Annotated in this window: 19 protein-coding genes; 3 read left to right on the top strand and 16 right to left on the bottom strand. The window is 33.8% G+C overall.

Translation table 11 applies throughout. The features are described 5' to 3' along the window. Positions 1–25 precede the first annotated feature (25 nt). Both BHY08_RS02400 and zapA read right to left on the bottom strand, forming a co-directional pair. Positions 26–577: a CvpA family protein gene (locus BHY08_RS02400; protein WP_071456350.1), complete on the bottom strand. Its 552-nt coding sequence runs from the start codon at positions 575–577 to the stop codon at positions 26–28. A gap of 19 nt (positions 578–596) precedes the next feature. Beyond that, positions 597–1,064, bottom strand: coding sequence for a cell division protein ZapA (gene zapA, locus BHY08_RS02395; RefSeq protein WP_071456349.1), 468 nt, complete (start codon positions 1,062–1,064; stop codon positions 597–599). A gap of 152 nt (positions 1,065–1,216) precedes the next feature. On the opposite strand from zapA, the gene rnhC reads away from it, so the two are divergent. Further along, positions 1,217–2,143, top strand: coding sequence for a ribonuclease HIII (rnhC, locus tag BHY08_RS02390; RefSeq protein ID WP_071456348.1), 927 nt, complete (start codon positions 1,217–1,219; stop codon positions 2,141–2,143). Positions 2,144–2,316: 173 nt separating this feature from the next. After that, complete coding sequence (locus BHY08_RS02385) at positions 2,317–4,506, top strand: amidase family protein (protein WP_071456347.1); 2,190 nt, start codon at positions 2,317–2,319, stop codon at positions 4,504–4,506. 30 nt (positions 4,507–4,536) lie between these two features. On the opposite strand, the gene BHY08_RS02380 is transcribed toward BHY08_RS02385, so the two are convergent. From BHY08_RS02380 to pepA, 9 genes are all read right to left on the bottom strand, one after another. Continuing rightward, positions 4,537–4,971, bottom strand: coding sequence for a GNAT family N-acetyltransferase (locus BHY08_RS02380; RefSeq protein ID WP_071456346.1), 435 nt, complete (start codon positions 4,969–4,971; stop codon positions 4,537–4,539). Between the two features lie 14 nt (positions 4,972–4,985). Continuing rightward, positions 4,986–5,132 carry a hypothetical protein gene (locus tag BHY08_RS10905; protein ID WP_157093622.1) on the bottom strand — a complete coding sequence of 49 codons (147 nt, stop codon included), beginning with the start codon at positions 5,130–5,132 and terminating at the stop codon, positions 4,986–4,988. 87 nt (positions 5,133–5,219) lie between these two features. After that, positions 5,220–5,537 carry a DUF1292 domain-containing protein gene (locus BHY08_RS02375; RefSeq protein WP_071456345.1) on the bottom strand — a complete coding sequence of 106 codons (318 nt, stop codon included), beginning with the start codon at positions 5,535–5,537 and terminating at the stop codon, positions 5,220–5,222. A gap of 68 nt (positions 5,538–5,605) precedes the next feature. Next, a complete protein-coding gene (gene ruvX / locus BHY08_RS02370; RefSeq protein WP_071456344.1) occupies positions 5,606–6,025 on the bottom strand; it encodes a Holliday junction resolvase RuvX in 420 nt (139 codons plus the stop codon). Continuing rightward, positions 6,022–6,291 (bottom strand): IreB family regulatory phosphoprotein, encoded by a 270-nt coding sequence (locus tag BHY08_RS02365; RefSeq protein WP_071456343.1) that lies wholly within the window; start codon positions 6,289–6,291, stop codon positions 6,022–6,024. Before BHY08_RS02365 ends, ruvX begins: the two co-directional genes overlap by 4 nt. Before the next feature lie 92 nt (positions 6,292–6,383). Further along, the gene (gene ytpR / locus BHY08_RS02360) at positions 6,384–7,001 is read right to left on the bottom strand and encodes a YtpR family tRNA-binding protein (RefSeq protein ID WP_071456342.1); all 618 of its coding nucleotides are present in this window, start codon (positions 6,999–7,001) and stop codon (positions 6,384–6,386) included. Between the two features lie 29 nt (positions 7,002–7,030). Continuing rightward, positions 7,031–7,486, bottom strand: coding sequence for a universal stress protein (locus BHY08_RS02355; RefSeq protein ID WP_071456341.1), 456 nt, complete (start codon positions 7,484–7,486; stop codon positions 7,031–7,033). A gap of 14 nt (positions 7,487–7,500) precedes the next feature. Continuing rightward, positions 7,501–7,812: a thioredoxin family protein gene (locus tag BHY08_RS02350; protein ID WP_071456340.1), complete on the bottom strand. Its 312-nt coding sequence runs from the start codon at positions 7,810–7,812 to the stop codon at positions 7,501–7,503. A 7-nt stretch (positions 7,813–7,819) separates the two neighbouring features. Further along, positions 7,820–8,896, bottom strand: a complete 1,077-nt coding sequence (pepA, locus tag BHY08_RS02345) for a glutamyl aminopeptidase (RefSeq protein WP_071456339.1) — start codon at positions 8,894–8,896, stop codon at positions 7,820–7,822. A gap of 174 nt (positions 8,897–9,070) precedes the next feature. Here pepA and BHY08_RS02340 point away from each other — a divergent pair, with 174 nt between their 5' ends. Next, positions 9,071–9,430, top strand: coding sequence for a PepSY domain-containing protein (locus BHY08_RS02340; protein WP_071456338.1), 360 nt, complete (start codon positions 9,071–9,073; stop codon positions 9,428–9,430). A gap of 98 nt (positions 9,431–9,528) precedes the next feature. Here the strand turns inward: BHY08_RS02340 and BHY08_RS02335 are convergent, their stop codons facing one another. The 5 genes from BHY08_RS02335 to BHY08_RS02315 all read right to left on the bottom strand — a co-directional run bounded on the left by BHY08_RS02335 (position 9,529) and on the right by BHY08_RS02315 (position 15,597). Continuing rightward, the gene (locus BHY08_RS02335) at positions 9,529–10,290 is read right to left on the bottom strand and encodes a (S)-acetoin forming diacetyl reductase (protein WP_071456337.1); all 762 of its coding nucleotides are present in this window, start codon (positions 10,288–10,290) and stop codon (positions 9,529–9,531) included. A 226-nt stretch (positions 10,291–10,516) separates the two neighbouring features. Then, entirely contained in the window at positions 10,517–13,219 is a 2,703-nt protein-coding gene (locus BHY08_RS02330) for a YhgE/Pip domain-containing protein (RefSeq protein WP_071456336.1), read from the bottom strand. Next, a complete protein-coding gene (locus BHY08_RS02325; protein ID WP_071456335.1) occupies positions 13,213–13,710 on the bottom strand; it encodes an RrF2 family transcriptional regulator in 498 nt (165 codons plus the stop codon). The genes BHY08_RS02330 and BHY08_RS02325 overlap by 7 nt, the downstream gene beginning before the upstream one ends. Before the next feature lie 158 nt (positions 13,711–13,868). Further along, positions 13,869–14,552, bottom strand: coding sequence for a metal-dependent hydrolase (locus BHY08_RS02320; protein ID WP_071456334.1), 684 nt, complete (start codon positions 14,550–14,552; stop codon positions 13,869–13,871). Between the two features lie 331 nt (positions 14,553–14,883). Continuing rightward, positions 14,884–15,597: a tyrosine-protein phosphatase gene (locus BHY08_RS02315; RefSeq protein ID WP_071456333.1), complete on the bottom strand. Its 714-nt coding sequence runs from the start codon at positions 15,595–15,597 to the stop codon at positions 14,884–14,886. Positions 15,598–15,605 lie beyond the last annotated feature (8 nt).

The raw sequence follows: 15,605 nt of genomic DNA, 5'->3' as shown, positions 1-15,605 counted from the left end.
AGAGCCTACTCTATTAGGCTCTCTTTTATAAAATAATTTGTTTAATAAACCATTGGTATAGATTGGCTGATAATACTGGAGTGTGCTCAATCATTCCCTTAGCAATACCTGATTTATCAAATGCATTTTGAATAAATCCTAAAGGTATCATCGACAAAACTGTCAGAACAAGTACTAATCCAATATAAGTTAAGCCAAGATTGATTACACCACCTATTAATTGATTGCTTTTATTCGCTAGTTGAATAAACGTTAATCTGTAGCATAACATGCCAATAAATCTTGTGATTAAATACCCTACTAAAAGGATGAGTATGAACGCAAAGCCAGCATAAAAAGCTTTGTCTAAATCAAAGATTAAATTATTATCAAACACACTAAGTTTAGTGGTTTGTGTTGGTGCTGGATAAGGGACGAGTAATTCAATCTTTTTACCAACTGATTGATACGATTCTTTTGCCATGAAAAAACTTAAGGCGTATCCGACAAAATAAATCAGTTGCAAGGCAAATCCTCGGCGATATCCGGCATAAAATCCTGTTAATAATATAAGTATACTAATTATCGTTATAACCATTGCAAAACCTACTTATTCTTTATTTATTAATTGATGATTTCTTTTGATTATTGTTTCGTTTAATTTTTTCTTTTGCTTGCTCATTGACAATTTTTTGAATTTCAATTTGATTTAACATCTCTTCATCTGTCAACTTACGATTCTCTTGTAGTATCTTTTTTCGCATCTCTTTTTCTCTAGATTCAATATTAGCAAGACGTTCTTCTAATCCCATCATTTTCTCCAGCTCATCTTCTAAATCACTAATATCTTTTTTCAAATCAAGAATGGTTTCTTGTTGTTTTATTTGAACAGATAGTGTATTAATCGCTAGTAAGATAGCTGCCTGTTCTGTTGATAGCTTAGGAGCATTTTTCATAATTGTTTCAAGTTGTTCGTTTGCCAATTGATTAACAATATCCATATGATAATGACTTTCTTTTCCTATAATAGTATATGTATTTCCTGCAATTGTCGCTTTATAACGTTTGTTCTCTTCAAGAGCCATCTTAAATCCTCCCATAAATCCTTCACTAAAAGAAGCAACTTAATTATATATGACTTTCTTTTAATTGACAATTAAGCAAGTTGTACCTTAAGAATCATTCATGATAAAAACATGTTATACTTAACATAAATTTTTTAAAAAGGAAGTTGAACATGCAACAAACTATAACATTATTAGCTTCTGACAAGCTAATCAGTGAACTAACAACAGCTTATGAACCATATTTCCAAAGGACACCCCCATATGCATTATTTCAAGCCAAAATTCCTGGAGTAGTTATCACAGCTTATCAATCAAAAAAGGTTGTCTTTCAAGGAGTCAACGCTGAAAAAGAAGCCGCTATGTGGGAAAAGCGTGGAGCTAACACGACGCAAAAAAAACAATCTTCTAATTCTTCAAACTCGTTACCAAAAGATTTTGCTTCATGGAACGTTGTGGGGAGTGACGAGGTTGGTAATGGTAGTTACCTTGGACCAGTTGTTGTCTGTGCTGCTTACGTTGATGAAACACACATGCCTTTATTAAAAGAATTAGGTGTGAAGGATTCTAAAATGTTAACTGACACAGATATTAAACGCATTGCAAAAGAGATTATTCATGTCATGCCCTACCGAAAACTTGTACTCACACCCAAAAAATATAATGAAATACAACCTGAGTATAATGTCAATCGGATGAAAGTTGCCTTACATAACCAAGCGATTTACTTATTATTACAAGATATTTCTCCGATTACCCCCAAAGGTATATTAATTGACCAATTTACTCCTGAGTCAAACTATCGAAAGTATTTAGCTAAAGAGAAAAATCAAGTAACTAAACCTTTATACTTCACGACAAAAGGAGAACAATATCATCTGGCGGTTGCTGCAGCATCCATTATTTGCCGCGCGGAATTTTTAACAAGTTTAGAAACAGCTAGTAAAGAATTAGGATTTACTGTGCCCTCTGGTGCTGGACAAAAATCAGATATAGCTGCTGCTAAAATCATAAAAAAAGGTGGCATGCCCCTTTTAGAACAATATGCAAAAGTTCATTTTGCCAACACTCAAAAAGCCTACCATTTAATAAATCGTTAAAAACAAAATTGTTTTGCTTATTTCAACCACTGTCTTCTATTGGTGGACTTTTATAAATTATTTACACATATTTGGCTTTTTTGTCAGTAAAAGAGCGACGTAAACATTTACGTGGTTCTTTTTTTATTGTTTTTGGTTACACTTTAAGAAGTTTGTTAAAAAGGAGAAGAAACATGTCGATAAAAAATCATATTAAATTATTACTTGCCACAGCTCTATTGTCTGTTGGTATACATACTCAAGCAGTGGAAGTTCCTATCACTACCACTAGTAGTTCAGCCGTCATTACTGAAACAACTCACCACGTTAAGCTAACAACTGATGAATATATTTCTATGAGTGCCACTGATTTAGCAAAATTAGTAAGAGAGAAAAAAGTTACAACCGAAGAATTAATTGACTTAGCTTTTCAAGTTAATGACATAGAAAACCCACGAACAAATGCTTTAATTACCACAAGAAAAGAACTTGCTTTAAAAGAAGCAAGCGAGATGGTCGATAACGGTCAACCTTTTTTTGGTGTCCCTATCGTGATGAAAGGTTTAGGTCATAGCATCGTTGGAGGAAGTAACTCAAATGGGTTAGATTTTAACAAACATGTCACAACAAAATTTAACGGGCGAATTGCCAAATCATTACAAGATTTAGGCTTTGTTATCATTGGTCAAAGTAACTACCCACAATTAGGTTTGAAAAACGTGACTGACTCAACTCTTTATGGTCCAACTGGAAGTCCTTGGAACCCCAACTATCAAGCAGGTGGGTCTTCTGGTGGTTCTGGGGCCGCAATTGCGTCAGGTGTTGTGCCAGTTGCTTCTGGAAGTGATGCTGGTGGGTCTATCAGAATTCCGGCATCATGGAATGGTCTTGTGGGATTAAAACCTTCTAGAGGAATCATTTCAGGAAATGCAAAAACTGGACAAGTCGTTAATTTCCCACTTGCTAAAAACATGGAAGACACGACAGCTTTATTTGAAAATTTATTAACATCTGACATTAATCCTACACCTACTAATCTTACTGGAATAAAAGTAGGTTACACCACTACTTCACCTGTTGGAACACCTGTCAGTGATGATGCTAAACAAGCTGTTATGAACGCTGTGAACTTTTTAAATTCAAAAGGATTTGTCACTGAAGAAATATCTATCCCTGTTGATGGTGTTAGATTGATGCACGGATATTATGAAATGGCTACTGCTTCAGGTAGTTTAGCAAACTTTTTAGCTAAACAAACTTTAAAAAGAAGTTTGCATATAGACGATGTTGATCCAGTTACTTGGGCTCTTTATCAAGCAAGTGAATTTGTCCATAAAGAAGATTTAGAAAAAGTCAGTGCTTATAATGATGAAGTCAAAGAAACAATGGAAGGTTTGTATAAAGAATACCCATTAATCTTAACTCCTACTACAGCCTCAACTGCTCCAGGACTAACTGAATCTTTATTAACACCAGAATACGCTGAACAGATCAAACATATTGATGAGTTGAAAACAAAAGATGAACGTATGAAAGTTGTCTATGATCAATGGTTAAATTCATTAGCATACACACCGTTCACTCAGTTAGCAAATTTAACTGGCCAACCTGCAATTAGTTTACCTACTTATGTCAGCAAAAATAATTTACCTTTAGGGATACAATTTAATGCTGCGACAAATCAAGATAGACTTTTACTAGAAATAGGAAAACTATTTGAAGAAAATAATCAATTTAAACAATTGCACACCAAAAAAGGTGTAGTCGCTCCTGAAACAAGCGATACAATGCCTTCCACTACAGAGTCAACAACAAAAACTGAGTCTAGTTCTTCTTCAAGTAGTGAGATGGAAACCAGTCAAACAAATGATAGTATGAGTCATGAGTCGACACAAGAAACAACTAGCGTAACAAATACTACGACTGCAGAAAATAGCACTGACTCTACGACCCAAACAACAAGTAACGAATCAAAGAGTTCCACCACTAGTACTTCTGAGACAACCGACACTACAGTAAGTAGTAGTCAACAAGAATCAAGTTCTACGTCATCTTCTGCTGCTCTAGTAAGTGAAGATGATAGCATTGAAATTACGCCTATTCCTGAAATAACTAGTATTACAAAATCAAGCTCTAGTGAACACTCAAGTCAATCAGCCAGTTCAGAGAGTAGTCAAACTAGTGAAATAAGTAGTCAGACAGACACTAAATCTCAGAAAACAGTTTCTAAAAAGAAAAAAATAAACAACGATAATCAGGAACTAAAATCTTTATCTCGTCTTCCTAAAACAGGAGAAGTTGTCCAAAAATATCTGCCACTCATCGGAATATTAATCATTGGTTTAGCAGCTATTTTTATGTATATGAAAAAGAAAAAACAATAAAAATAAAACTGACAGTTGATTTATTCACTGTCAGTTTTTGTATACCATGACCAATTCAATTTCTTTTGTCCCTTCGTCACGTTGAGTTTCACTAATTTTAAATCCTTCTTTAGTATAAAAATTAATTGCCTGTTTATTTTTCTCATAAACTGTTAAGGATAATTCTTCAAAATCAGCTTTTGCTCGTTCTATTAGTTTATTTCCAATACCTTGCCTTTGATAATCAGACGATACAAATAATCCCGCTATATAGCCTTCTAAAATACCTAAAAAGCCAATAATTTTTTCGTTTTCATCTGTTGCTATATAGATGTCTGCTTTCGGCAACTCTTTTTCTACAAACTCTACATTGTCTTCCCAATATGAATTGGCTATAAAAGAATGAGCTTTTTTGTTAGTATCAAGCCAAATCGACATAATATCTTTTAATTGATTTTCCGTTAACACCTCTAATTTAGTAATCACCTTATCATTCCTTCCTAATATCTTTTCATGACAGAAAACAATGGGTAAGTTAAAATCCCAATTAATATGCCTAATGCCAAATCTTTTACAATATTCCCCAAAACAACCCCGATTAGAAGACTTAAAAACAATACGGTATAGCTTCCTTTATACTTTTTCATTTACTTTTCCTCTTCTCAAACTTCCAAAACTCTGCAAAAAAAGCTAAACCCAATCATATTAAGGGTTTAGCTCTTATTTTAAGATGTTTAATCTTCTTCGGCTTCGAAGGCATTGAAGACTTCTTCAATCATATCCCATTCAGCTTCTGTTTCAACTTCCATTAGACGGCCCTCTGCTTCATTATCTGCTTGTTCGTAAGCATAGGCTAATAACTCAACTTCTTCGCCTTCTGGTGTACTTGCATCATATAATAATACGTACTCTTTACCAAATTGTTCTTTTCCATCAATTGTTAAATGAATACGGAATAGTACCTCGTTACCTTCATCATCAATTAATGTAATTAAATCATCTGCATCATGTACATGATCGTGATCATGGTTATGTTCATGGTTGTCTGTCATTTTATATTCCTCTTTTCTATTCAACTTTGCTTCTCTTTCATTATACAAAAAAAAAGATAAAAAGGCTATTAAACCTTTTTATCCAAATAATTTTGAAGAATCATCACAGCAGCTAATTTATCAATCACTTTTTTACGTTTCGCTCGAGACGTATTCGCTTGTTCGACTAGCATTCTCTCAGCTGCGACTGTTGACAATCGTTCGTCTTGATAAACGACTGGTAAATTAAACGTTTCTTTTAATAAATCACCATAAGCCATTGCTGCTTCTGCTCTTGGTCCAATGGTATTATTCATGTTTTTAGGTAAGCCAACAACAAATTCTTCGACTTCATATTGATTGACTAACTCCGCAACACGCTCAATCCCAAATTCGCCTTCATCTTCATTAATTTTTATAATTTCTAACCCTTGGGCTGTCCAACCTAATAGGTCACTTACTGCAATACCAACAGTTCTAGATCCTACATCTAATCCCATTTTTCTCATAATAGATTAATTCCATTATGCACTAAATAGTTTTTTACCAATTCTTCCATAATTTCGTCTCTTTCATGACGACGAATTAAATTACGAGCATCCTGATAACGTGGAATATAGGCTGGGTCTCCTGATAATAAGTAACCAACAATTTGATTGATTGGGTTATAACCTTTTTCTTTCAATGCCATATAGACAATCGCTAACGTTTCACTTACTTCACGTTTATTATTATCCCCAAAATCAAATTGGACTGTTTCATCAATAAAACTCATTGCAATTCCCCCCTTTAATATGTCTCATGTGTTATTTTAACTCATACTAATTCAAACAACAATTATTAACTCAAAATTTTACAAACAATTAACTATTGAGGTAAATTAAAACGTGCCCCTACTTCATAGCTATCATCTAATTCTAAAATTCCTTTTTCTTTAGGCGCATCTGGTAAATGTAATTCTTTTGCTGAACATACCATACCAAAACTTTCCACACCTCGTAATTCTCCTGGCCAAATAATTAATCCGTCTGGCATCATGGCACCAACTTTTGCTACAACTACTTTTAAGCCAGCTTTAATATTTGGTGCACCACATACAATTTGTAAATGCTCACCATTATCAACTTCAATATCATTGACTGTTAAGTGGTCAGAATCTTCATGTGGTGTACATGTGTGAACATATCCTACAACAAATTTTGGCGAATTATCTACTTCAAACTCATGAGCAAATCCCGCCTCTTTTAATGCCAAGTTCAGTTCAGTAATTTGTGATGGCGATAACTCTATTTGGCCATTTCCATTTAAATTTGTAATATGATGTGATGCTTCAAAAATATTCCATCCAAGAATTTGTTCTGTTTCTTTGTCGACTATACAAGCAACGTTTCCTTGTTTAATAACTGAAACCTCTTTATTTTTCCCTTGAGCTGTCACAATGATTAATGTGTCACCTACAGCTTCTAAATTATAACTAACAATCATTAATTTTTTCCTCACCATTCTTTTCGTTTTTATTCTGGTCGAACAACTAACACATCACACGGTGCTGTACGAATGATATGATCACTCACACTTCCCATAACCAATCGTTCCACTGCGTTAAGTCCTGACTGCCCAACCATAATTAAATCTGTGTTGTATTTCTCTGGTAATTCTGTCGCCATCATTACTTTAGGAGACCCAAATTCTAATGTTACTTTCACACGATCATACCCTAAATCTTTGGCTATTTTTTTATAGCTTTCAAGCAACTCTTTGGCTTGATTTGTTTCTTCTTGGACAACATCTGGAGAAAAAGTAGAGAATGCCATCGTTCCACCATATAATTTATTTTCAATAATGTGAGCAACGACAATTTCTGCATTGTTTCGTTTTGCCACGGATACAGCTTTTTCAAACGCTTGTTGCGCTTGTTCACTACCATCTGTTCCGACTAAAATTGAACGATATTCTTGTGCTTCTAACATACTATCTCCTCCTTTTATAATTCACTGATAAACGTCATAATTTCTTCTTTCGTTTTACGGTTTTTGCTAACAAAACGACCTAGTTCTTTACCGTCTTCGATTGCCACAAAACTTGGAATACCTAATATTCCCCATTTTTGGCAAATATCGATAAACACATCTCTATCCACTTGAACGAACGTGTATTCAGGAAAACTCGCTTCAATTTCTGGCATGTCTGGTTTGATAAAGACACAATCACCACACCAATCAGCTGTAAAAAATAGCATGGTTTTTCCTTCTTCAAGTGGTTTAGCTAATTCTTCATACGTTGTTGGGATTAACATCTCTTCACTACTTTCCGTATATTATTGTATCAACTTCTGTTTTATCTAATGTTGTAATTAATTTCAAGACCATTTCTCTTGCAGCTTCATAGTCTTTGATACTAAACATTGTTTGATGAGTATGGATATAACGACCTGGCACACCAATTACCGCACTTGGAACCCCGTCATTGACTAAGTGTGCTGCACCTGCGTCTGTTCCACCTTTTGAAACAAAGTATTGATATGGAATGTTATTATCTTCTGCTAATTCAAGGATGTATTCACGCATACGACCTAGCATAATCATTCCTGGATCAAATATTCTTAATAAGAATCCCTCATCTAATTGACCGTTTGCATCTTTTTTACCTGACATATCATCAGCTGGTGAACAATCCACTGCAAAGAATAAATCAGGTTTAAATTTGTGAGTCGATACTTTTGCTCCACGTAACCCAACTTCTTCTTGCACGTTTGCTCCTGCAATTAAGGTATTTGGTAATTCTTGACCATATAATTCTTCTAACACATCTAAAACAAGGGTACAACCATAGCGATTATCCCACGCTTTTGAAATGAGTCGTTTACCGTTTGCTGTTTTAATTGTTTCAGCTTGAGGAACAATCCCGTCTCCTGGACGTACACCAAATTCTTCTGCTTCTTCTTTGGATACAAATCCTGCATCAAATAAAATATCCGCAACATCTATTCCCTTTTGCTTATTTGCTCCTCTTAATAAATGAGGTGGAACTGATGTCGAAATAATTGGGTAGTCACCTTTTTTTGTTTGTAAAGTAAAACGTTGTGCCGATACAGTGTAAGGATTCCATCCACCTAAAGGAACGACTCTAAATAACCCATTTTCTAAAATTTGACTCACCATAAAACCAACTTCATCCATGTGAGACGCTAACATGATACGGGGTGCTTCATTTGATTTGTTTTTACGAATACCAAACACACCACCTAATCCATCATATTCCACTTTATCAACAAAAGGTGTCATCTCTTTAGCCATAACACGTCGCATGTTATCTTCAAGACCACTGACACTTTGAATTTCAGTTAATGTTTTTATACGATTAAATAATTTATCATCCATGATTATCTACTAATTAAATAATTAGTAGTTCACCTCTCTTTCTTCTTCACTTAATTATAACATAATGACCGCATACGCAAAAACCTATCACTTAATTCTTGCTTCTTTTTTTCTTCCTATTTGATTCATTTATGCTACAATAAGAACATCAGTATTACCATAGGAGGTAACGACATGTTTCATAAAAAACAAAAAACAAAAGAAGTTTATCATTATGGCTTAACAACTGGTTTAGGTATTGGTTTAGCATTAGGTGCCGTTGCTGGTGCTTTAGTCACAAAATGGTACAACGACAACAAAGTGCTTTCAGCAGATGATATCTTAGAACAAGTAAAATCTGATTTTCTACAAGATGGACCAATTGAAGGATCTTGGATTCACTTTAAAAAAGAACCTTTAGATAAGTTTGCTATTAAAACAGATGTCTATACAGGTGGTATTTCTCGTATTGAAGAAGGACAACTTGTCCAATATGAATTTACAGCAGATGCTCATACTGGTTCAATTATTGATATCCATAAAATTGAAAATTAATAGATAAAAGAGTGTTGACTATCTAATCAGCACTCTTTTTTTGCAATAAAAAACTCCCTCAGAATTTCTTCTAAGAGAGTTTAACTTATAAGTAACTATTAATGGAATTGCATTCCACCATCTACAATAATTGTTTGACCAGTAATGTAGTTTGAGTCTGGTCCTGCAAGGAATGATACCACACTTGCTACTTCTTCTGGTTCAGATAAACGTTTCATTGCAATGTCTTTAGCAAAAGTTTGCATTCCCCATTCATCATCTTTTCCTGCATTTTTACCAACTTGATGAGCAATGTCATACATCATAGGTGTTTTAACAATCCCTGGTGCATAAGCATTTACTGTGATTCCTTCTTCAGCTAAATCACGTGCCGCGATTTGAGTCATTCCGCGAACCGCAAATTTTGATGAACTATAAAGCATTAAATTAGGGTTTCCTACAACACCAGCTTGAGACGTTGCGTTAATTACTTTACCACCATGACCAAATTTACGGAATACTTCTGTTGCGATTTGAGTTCCCCATAAAACGCCACCAACATTAATGTCATAGACTTTTTTGAAAAGTTCTGGAGTAATTGTTTCGATTGGTGTTGTTGGTGCGATACCTGCATTGTTTACCATAACATGTAAGTCACCAAATTTTTCAACAATCGCGTTAACAGCTGAGATTACTTGTTCTCTATCTGATACATCTGCTGTAGTAGCAAACGCGTTTTCACCTAGTTTTTCAACCGCTTGTTGTGCCATCTCTTCGTTATAATCGATAATCCCTACGTTAAAGCCATCTTCATATAATCGTTTTGCAATGGCAAAACCAATCCCTTGACCTGCACCTGTAACTACTGCAACTTTACTCATCTTTCTTTCCCCTTTTTAGCTGACTGTTTTAAGGCAATCAATATTTTTTCTTGTTTAGTATACTGCTACTATTAATTTGTTGCAAATTACTTTTTATTGTTATTTAATTTATTGCTAAATACCCACATTTTATACTTTGTTAACCTTTTCTTAAATACATTATTGTTTTATTTATAACAAAAAAGAACCTAGAGTTATTCTAGATTCTTTTTTATATAATTTAATGTTAATGAAGAATTCGTCCTTCTTTAAGGTTATCTCCAACTTTTTTAAATAGTTTTTCAGCACGAGGATATAAAATATATCCGGCTACGAAAAAGCCAATAGTAATACTTACTAATATAGTAATAGCTTTGAGTGCTGATGGCCAGTAGATACCTCCCACAGACTCTCTTAGTAAATTCACGGCATATGTAAATGGAATATAAGGATTAATTGCTCTAAAGAATGGACCGGACATTTCAATTGGGAAGTTTCCTCCACCTGCTGAAATAGAAAGAACCAAGATAATAATGGCAATTCCTTTACCAAGATTATCAAATAAAGCAACTAGCACATACACCATCATCATAAAGGCCAAATCAATAATTAAAGCAAATATCACATTCCAAACTGGATTTTTTGTGTATGTTCCTAAAAGTAATTGATTTCCAATTGTTACAATCAATGCTTGGAAAAATCCAACTACAAGGAATGTTCCCATACGAGCTAAGAACTGTTGACGTTTTGAATATTTTCCAACTTGTTCTTCTTCTAAATGGAATTTAGTTGAGGCAATACTTGAGAATAATACTGCCCCAACCCATAAACACAGAGCTGTATAGAATGGTGTACTCGCTGAACCATAATTAGGAACAGGGTATACATCTTTTGTTTTTAGTTTAACAGGACTTGAAATAAATTTACTTTCGGCATTGGCATCACCTTTTAGATACTTCAATGCTTCATCTAAATCAATGTCTTTTTCACCTTTTCTGATGGCGTTGGCTGCTTTTTGAACGCCTTCTTTAATATTTGGCCAATCTTCTTTAATCATGACTTCAGCTGCATTTAATGCTGTCTCTAACTTAGGTGCTTTTTCATTTGCCTTAGCCATCGCTTCTTTTACGTCGTCTTCAATACCTGGTAAGTCATTTTTAATAAATAATGTTGCCTTGTTCATTTTACTTTGTACAACGGGAAAATCGTTTCTAAAGAAATCCGCCCCTTGGTTAATACCATTAATAATTAAATTCATATTGCCATTTAACATCACATTAGCTGTATGAATTTCATCTTGAATCGCTGGCATCTCTTTTTGATAATCTTTTAAGAATCCTATCGCTTCATTAATAATACCTGTTGTATTTTTTAATAAACTATCAAGTGTGTTCATTGTATTATCGTCAATGATCGTCCCTGTAATTTTTCCAGCTGACGTTAGCATTTGTTGAACATTTTTTAATGTTTGATTAACTTGTGCTTCAATGTCTTGTGGGTTAATTGATACAACAATCTGATTTAATGTACTACTGATTTCATTTAATTTTGCTTGTAATTTAGCTGGTGCGTCTGCGTAGCTTTCCCAATTATCTAAAATAGATTGAACGTTTGATTGAGCGTGACTCACATGATTTTCTAAATCAGCTAATTGTGCCAATGCATTAGAAAAATCAGGTGCATTTGGTAAGGTTGATAATTGAGTCAATGTCTCTTTTAATGACTGAATAATTTGTAGTTGTGTGCTTAATTGTTTATCCAATTTTACAAGTTGATCATGAATTTGCGCTGTATGTGTTTCAGTATCTAACGCCGCAATATCAGCTGCTAATTTAGCTGATACTTTAGATAAGGTATCTAACACTTCCAATCCTTGTGTCAATCCTTCTGTTACAGTTGGTAATACTTCAGCAATTTCAGTCAATTGTTTTTGTAAATCTGGCATCATACCATCAGCTGTGTTAATCAACTCCGTCACGTCTGGCAATACTTTTTGTGCTGTAGCAATCACTTCTAGCCCTTTTGTTGCTTCATTAATGGCATCATCCATCATCTTCACAATTTTATCCATATCATTGTCAGCTTTGTTTAACTGAGTTCCGGCATTTTTTATTTTTGGAATATTTCCTTGAACGTCATAAACAAGTTGCCCATACTGTGCAATTTCTGGTAATTTACCATTTAATGCCACCACTTTGTCCGTTGTTTTATTTAATTCAGGAATATAATCAACAAACTCATTTGCCATATCAAGTTTTCGTTTAAATTCTGGCATTTTAGCTTGTAGTTGTAGCACTTCTTTTGTATAGCCATCAATTTCATCAATATTTTCATCAACCGTTAAAATTTTAGATGTAATTTTTCTAATAGAAGGCAAGTTTGCATCAAGATTAAATCCAATTTCATTAAATACTTCTAGCAATGTTTTACTCGCTGTTTCAATAAACTCTTTTGAAATTGTATCTTGAATGGTTCCTGCACCTTTATCAGAAATTTTTGGTGCAATGGCATTAATTTTTTGGTTCACTTGATACTCGATCTCAGGATAATCAATTTCACCTTTTGTAAAACTTAATAAATTTTCAGTGAAGTTCTTCGGTAAATAAATTCCTGCATAATACTTACCAGTTTTCACTTTATCATCAAGCTCTTGCTTTGATGACACAAATTGCCATCCAATTGTTTTATTATCTTTTAAATTTTCAACTATCTCTTCACCAATATTTATTTTTTTACCTTTCAAATCAACCGTTTGATCGTCTGAATAGATACCAATTTTGATACCACCAGTATTTGAATAAGGATCCCATAAAGCTGCAATGTTAAACCATGCATATAGCGATGGGATAATCATTAATGCAATTATCAAAACAAACGTCAGCTTGTTATGAAAAATCCTTTTCCAATCTAGTACAAATAAATCCCATACATTTTTTATTCTATTTAACATTGAACTGACCCCTCATCCTCTATAAAATCATTCCAATTTCGATGTGGTATTTCGCCATATTCTCGAAATACATCAGATAATATATCTTTGACTGTTATTCTTCCTAATTCTTCATTCCATTTTCTATCTGCTTTTGCAAAACAATCTGCTATCTGTTTATCACCTGTTTGAGCTATTTCAGTAAAATCACTGAACGCTCTCTCCAAAACACCTATCTTGGGAAATGAATGAAATGGCTCTTCTATTGCTTCGACAATATTTAATAACGTAATTTCTGATAAATCTTTTTTTATATAAAATCCACCGTTATTGCCGGAAACACCTTCTATTATATTCGATACCACGAGTTTTCTTAGTAGCTTTCTAATATATGAAGAAGAAACAGATAATTTCTGATAAATTGCTATTGATGACACAGGAACATCTTTTTCCTGAGTTGACAATAATGCCATAATCGCCAAAGCTTGTTCCGTTGCATTGGTTAGCTTCAAGCTATATCACTTCCTCTCATTTCTTACATTTGGCTATTATAGACTTTTTTTGTCCACAATGCAACGGGAAAGTTTTCGTTATTTATGTTTCGTAAAAAAAGTTACATTTACAGTACTAAAAAAGAACAGCTTTATAGAAAACTGTTCTAATATCGTTTTTAATATTCAATAAATTCTCCTGGTTGAAGCACTTTTCCCTTACCTTTAGGTAACGAATTAACAAAGTATTTTGGGTCTTGTTCTATAACTGGAAACGTATTGTAATGAATTGGGATATTAACATTGGCATTGATTATTTTAGCTGCCTTCACTGCATCTTTTATTCCCATCGTAAAGTTGCCACCAATCGGTAAAAACGCTACATCGATTTGAAAATCATCAGCTAACAATGATAAATCACTATAAAAGGCCGTATCTCCAGCATGATAGATCATTGTGCCATCAATCTCAAATACAAATCCGGCAGGCTCACCCATATAAATCATCTCACCATTAAACTCATAGCCAGAACTATGTTGAGCAAACACCATTGTTACTCGGCCAAATGGAAAGTTAAAACTTCCACCAATATTCATGTGGTGTACGTTTTCGATTCCTTGACTCGTCGCAAAATGACATACTTCAGGAATTGCCACAACTTGGGCTTTCGTTTTTTTAGCTAAATAAACCATATCACCTATGTGATCTGCATGACCATGAGTTATAAAAATATAATCTACTTCTACGTCATCTAGTACTAAGTCTGTCAAATCATTTCCAGTGATAAATGGATCAACTATTAATCGCTTGCCGTCATTTGTTTCTATACTAATTACCGAGTGACCATGATATCCTATTTTCATCTTTATGACCTCCTAATTGATTTAATAGTTCAATTATACCTTAATAGGCCTTAATAACTCAAAAAACTGAATGATTTTCATCATCCAGTTTTTTTGTTGACTTGTTGATTAGAAGAAAATTTAACAAAAAACAACTAGGGGGATAGTGTTTTCTATTAAAGAAGTCAGGTTGTTCTATTTCCTTGACAAGTCATTTAACTATTAACATAACAATTATAAGCCGATTGTAATAACGCCATCTTTAGTGACAATTACTACACTCTTACTATACAACGCTAGTGTAAAGTCTCTATCGTAACTTTGTAAATTGTTTGTAAATTAAAAACAGTTGTTAAACTTTTTGAATGTACGCTTCTTTAATTTCTAAAAGCATCTCATCAGACAAACCACATTCTTTTAAATAGTTATATACTGTTCCATAATTTTCTGTAATAACAGGCAATAACTTCTCCATATTTTTGCGATCAGAATACATTAAATCCTCATAACCTTCTGGTGATTGCAATGCCTCATTAGCAGAAAGATAGGTATAAGAAGTTTCATAGTTAGCAATGATATCTTTTTCATCCACATCTAGTAAGCCTAATAATAGACATGCCATAACACCAGTTCTGTCTTTTCCCGCTGCACAATGGAAAATCAATCCTGTATCTCTTGATTCATGCACTGCAACAAATAATTCATTCACAATCCCTTTTTGTTCATGAATCATGTGCTCATAGAAGTCATACAATGACATACTCGTTGTTGATTGAGAGATGTCTTGAATGCTTTCATCCACCACAAATGGAATATGATAGTTTTTAACTACTGAACTTCTTTCCAATGGATAATCTGATTCTGTTCTTTCTTTTGGTGTTCTTAGATCAATCACAGCACCTACACCATACTCTTCTAAAAAAGCAACGTCATTGTCTGTTAAACGACACACATCATCACTTCTAAAAAGTTTTTTCCAGGCAATCATGTTATTATCTTTCGTTGGAATTCCACCTAAATCTCTTGTATTAAATGTTGTTTCTAATGGTAATCGTTGATAGTACATACACTTTC

It is taken from the genome of Vagococcus teuberi, from assembly GCF_001870205.1.
In the GTDB taxonomy this organism is placed as follows: Bacteria; Bacillota; Bacilli; order Lactobacillales; family Vagococcaceae; genus Vagococcus; species Vagococcus teuberi.
Note: the sequence above shows the minus strand (reverse complement) of the source record. Positions and strands in the feature narration are given on the sequence as shown.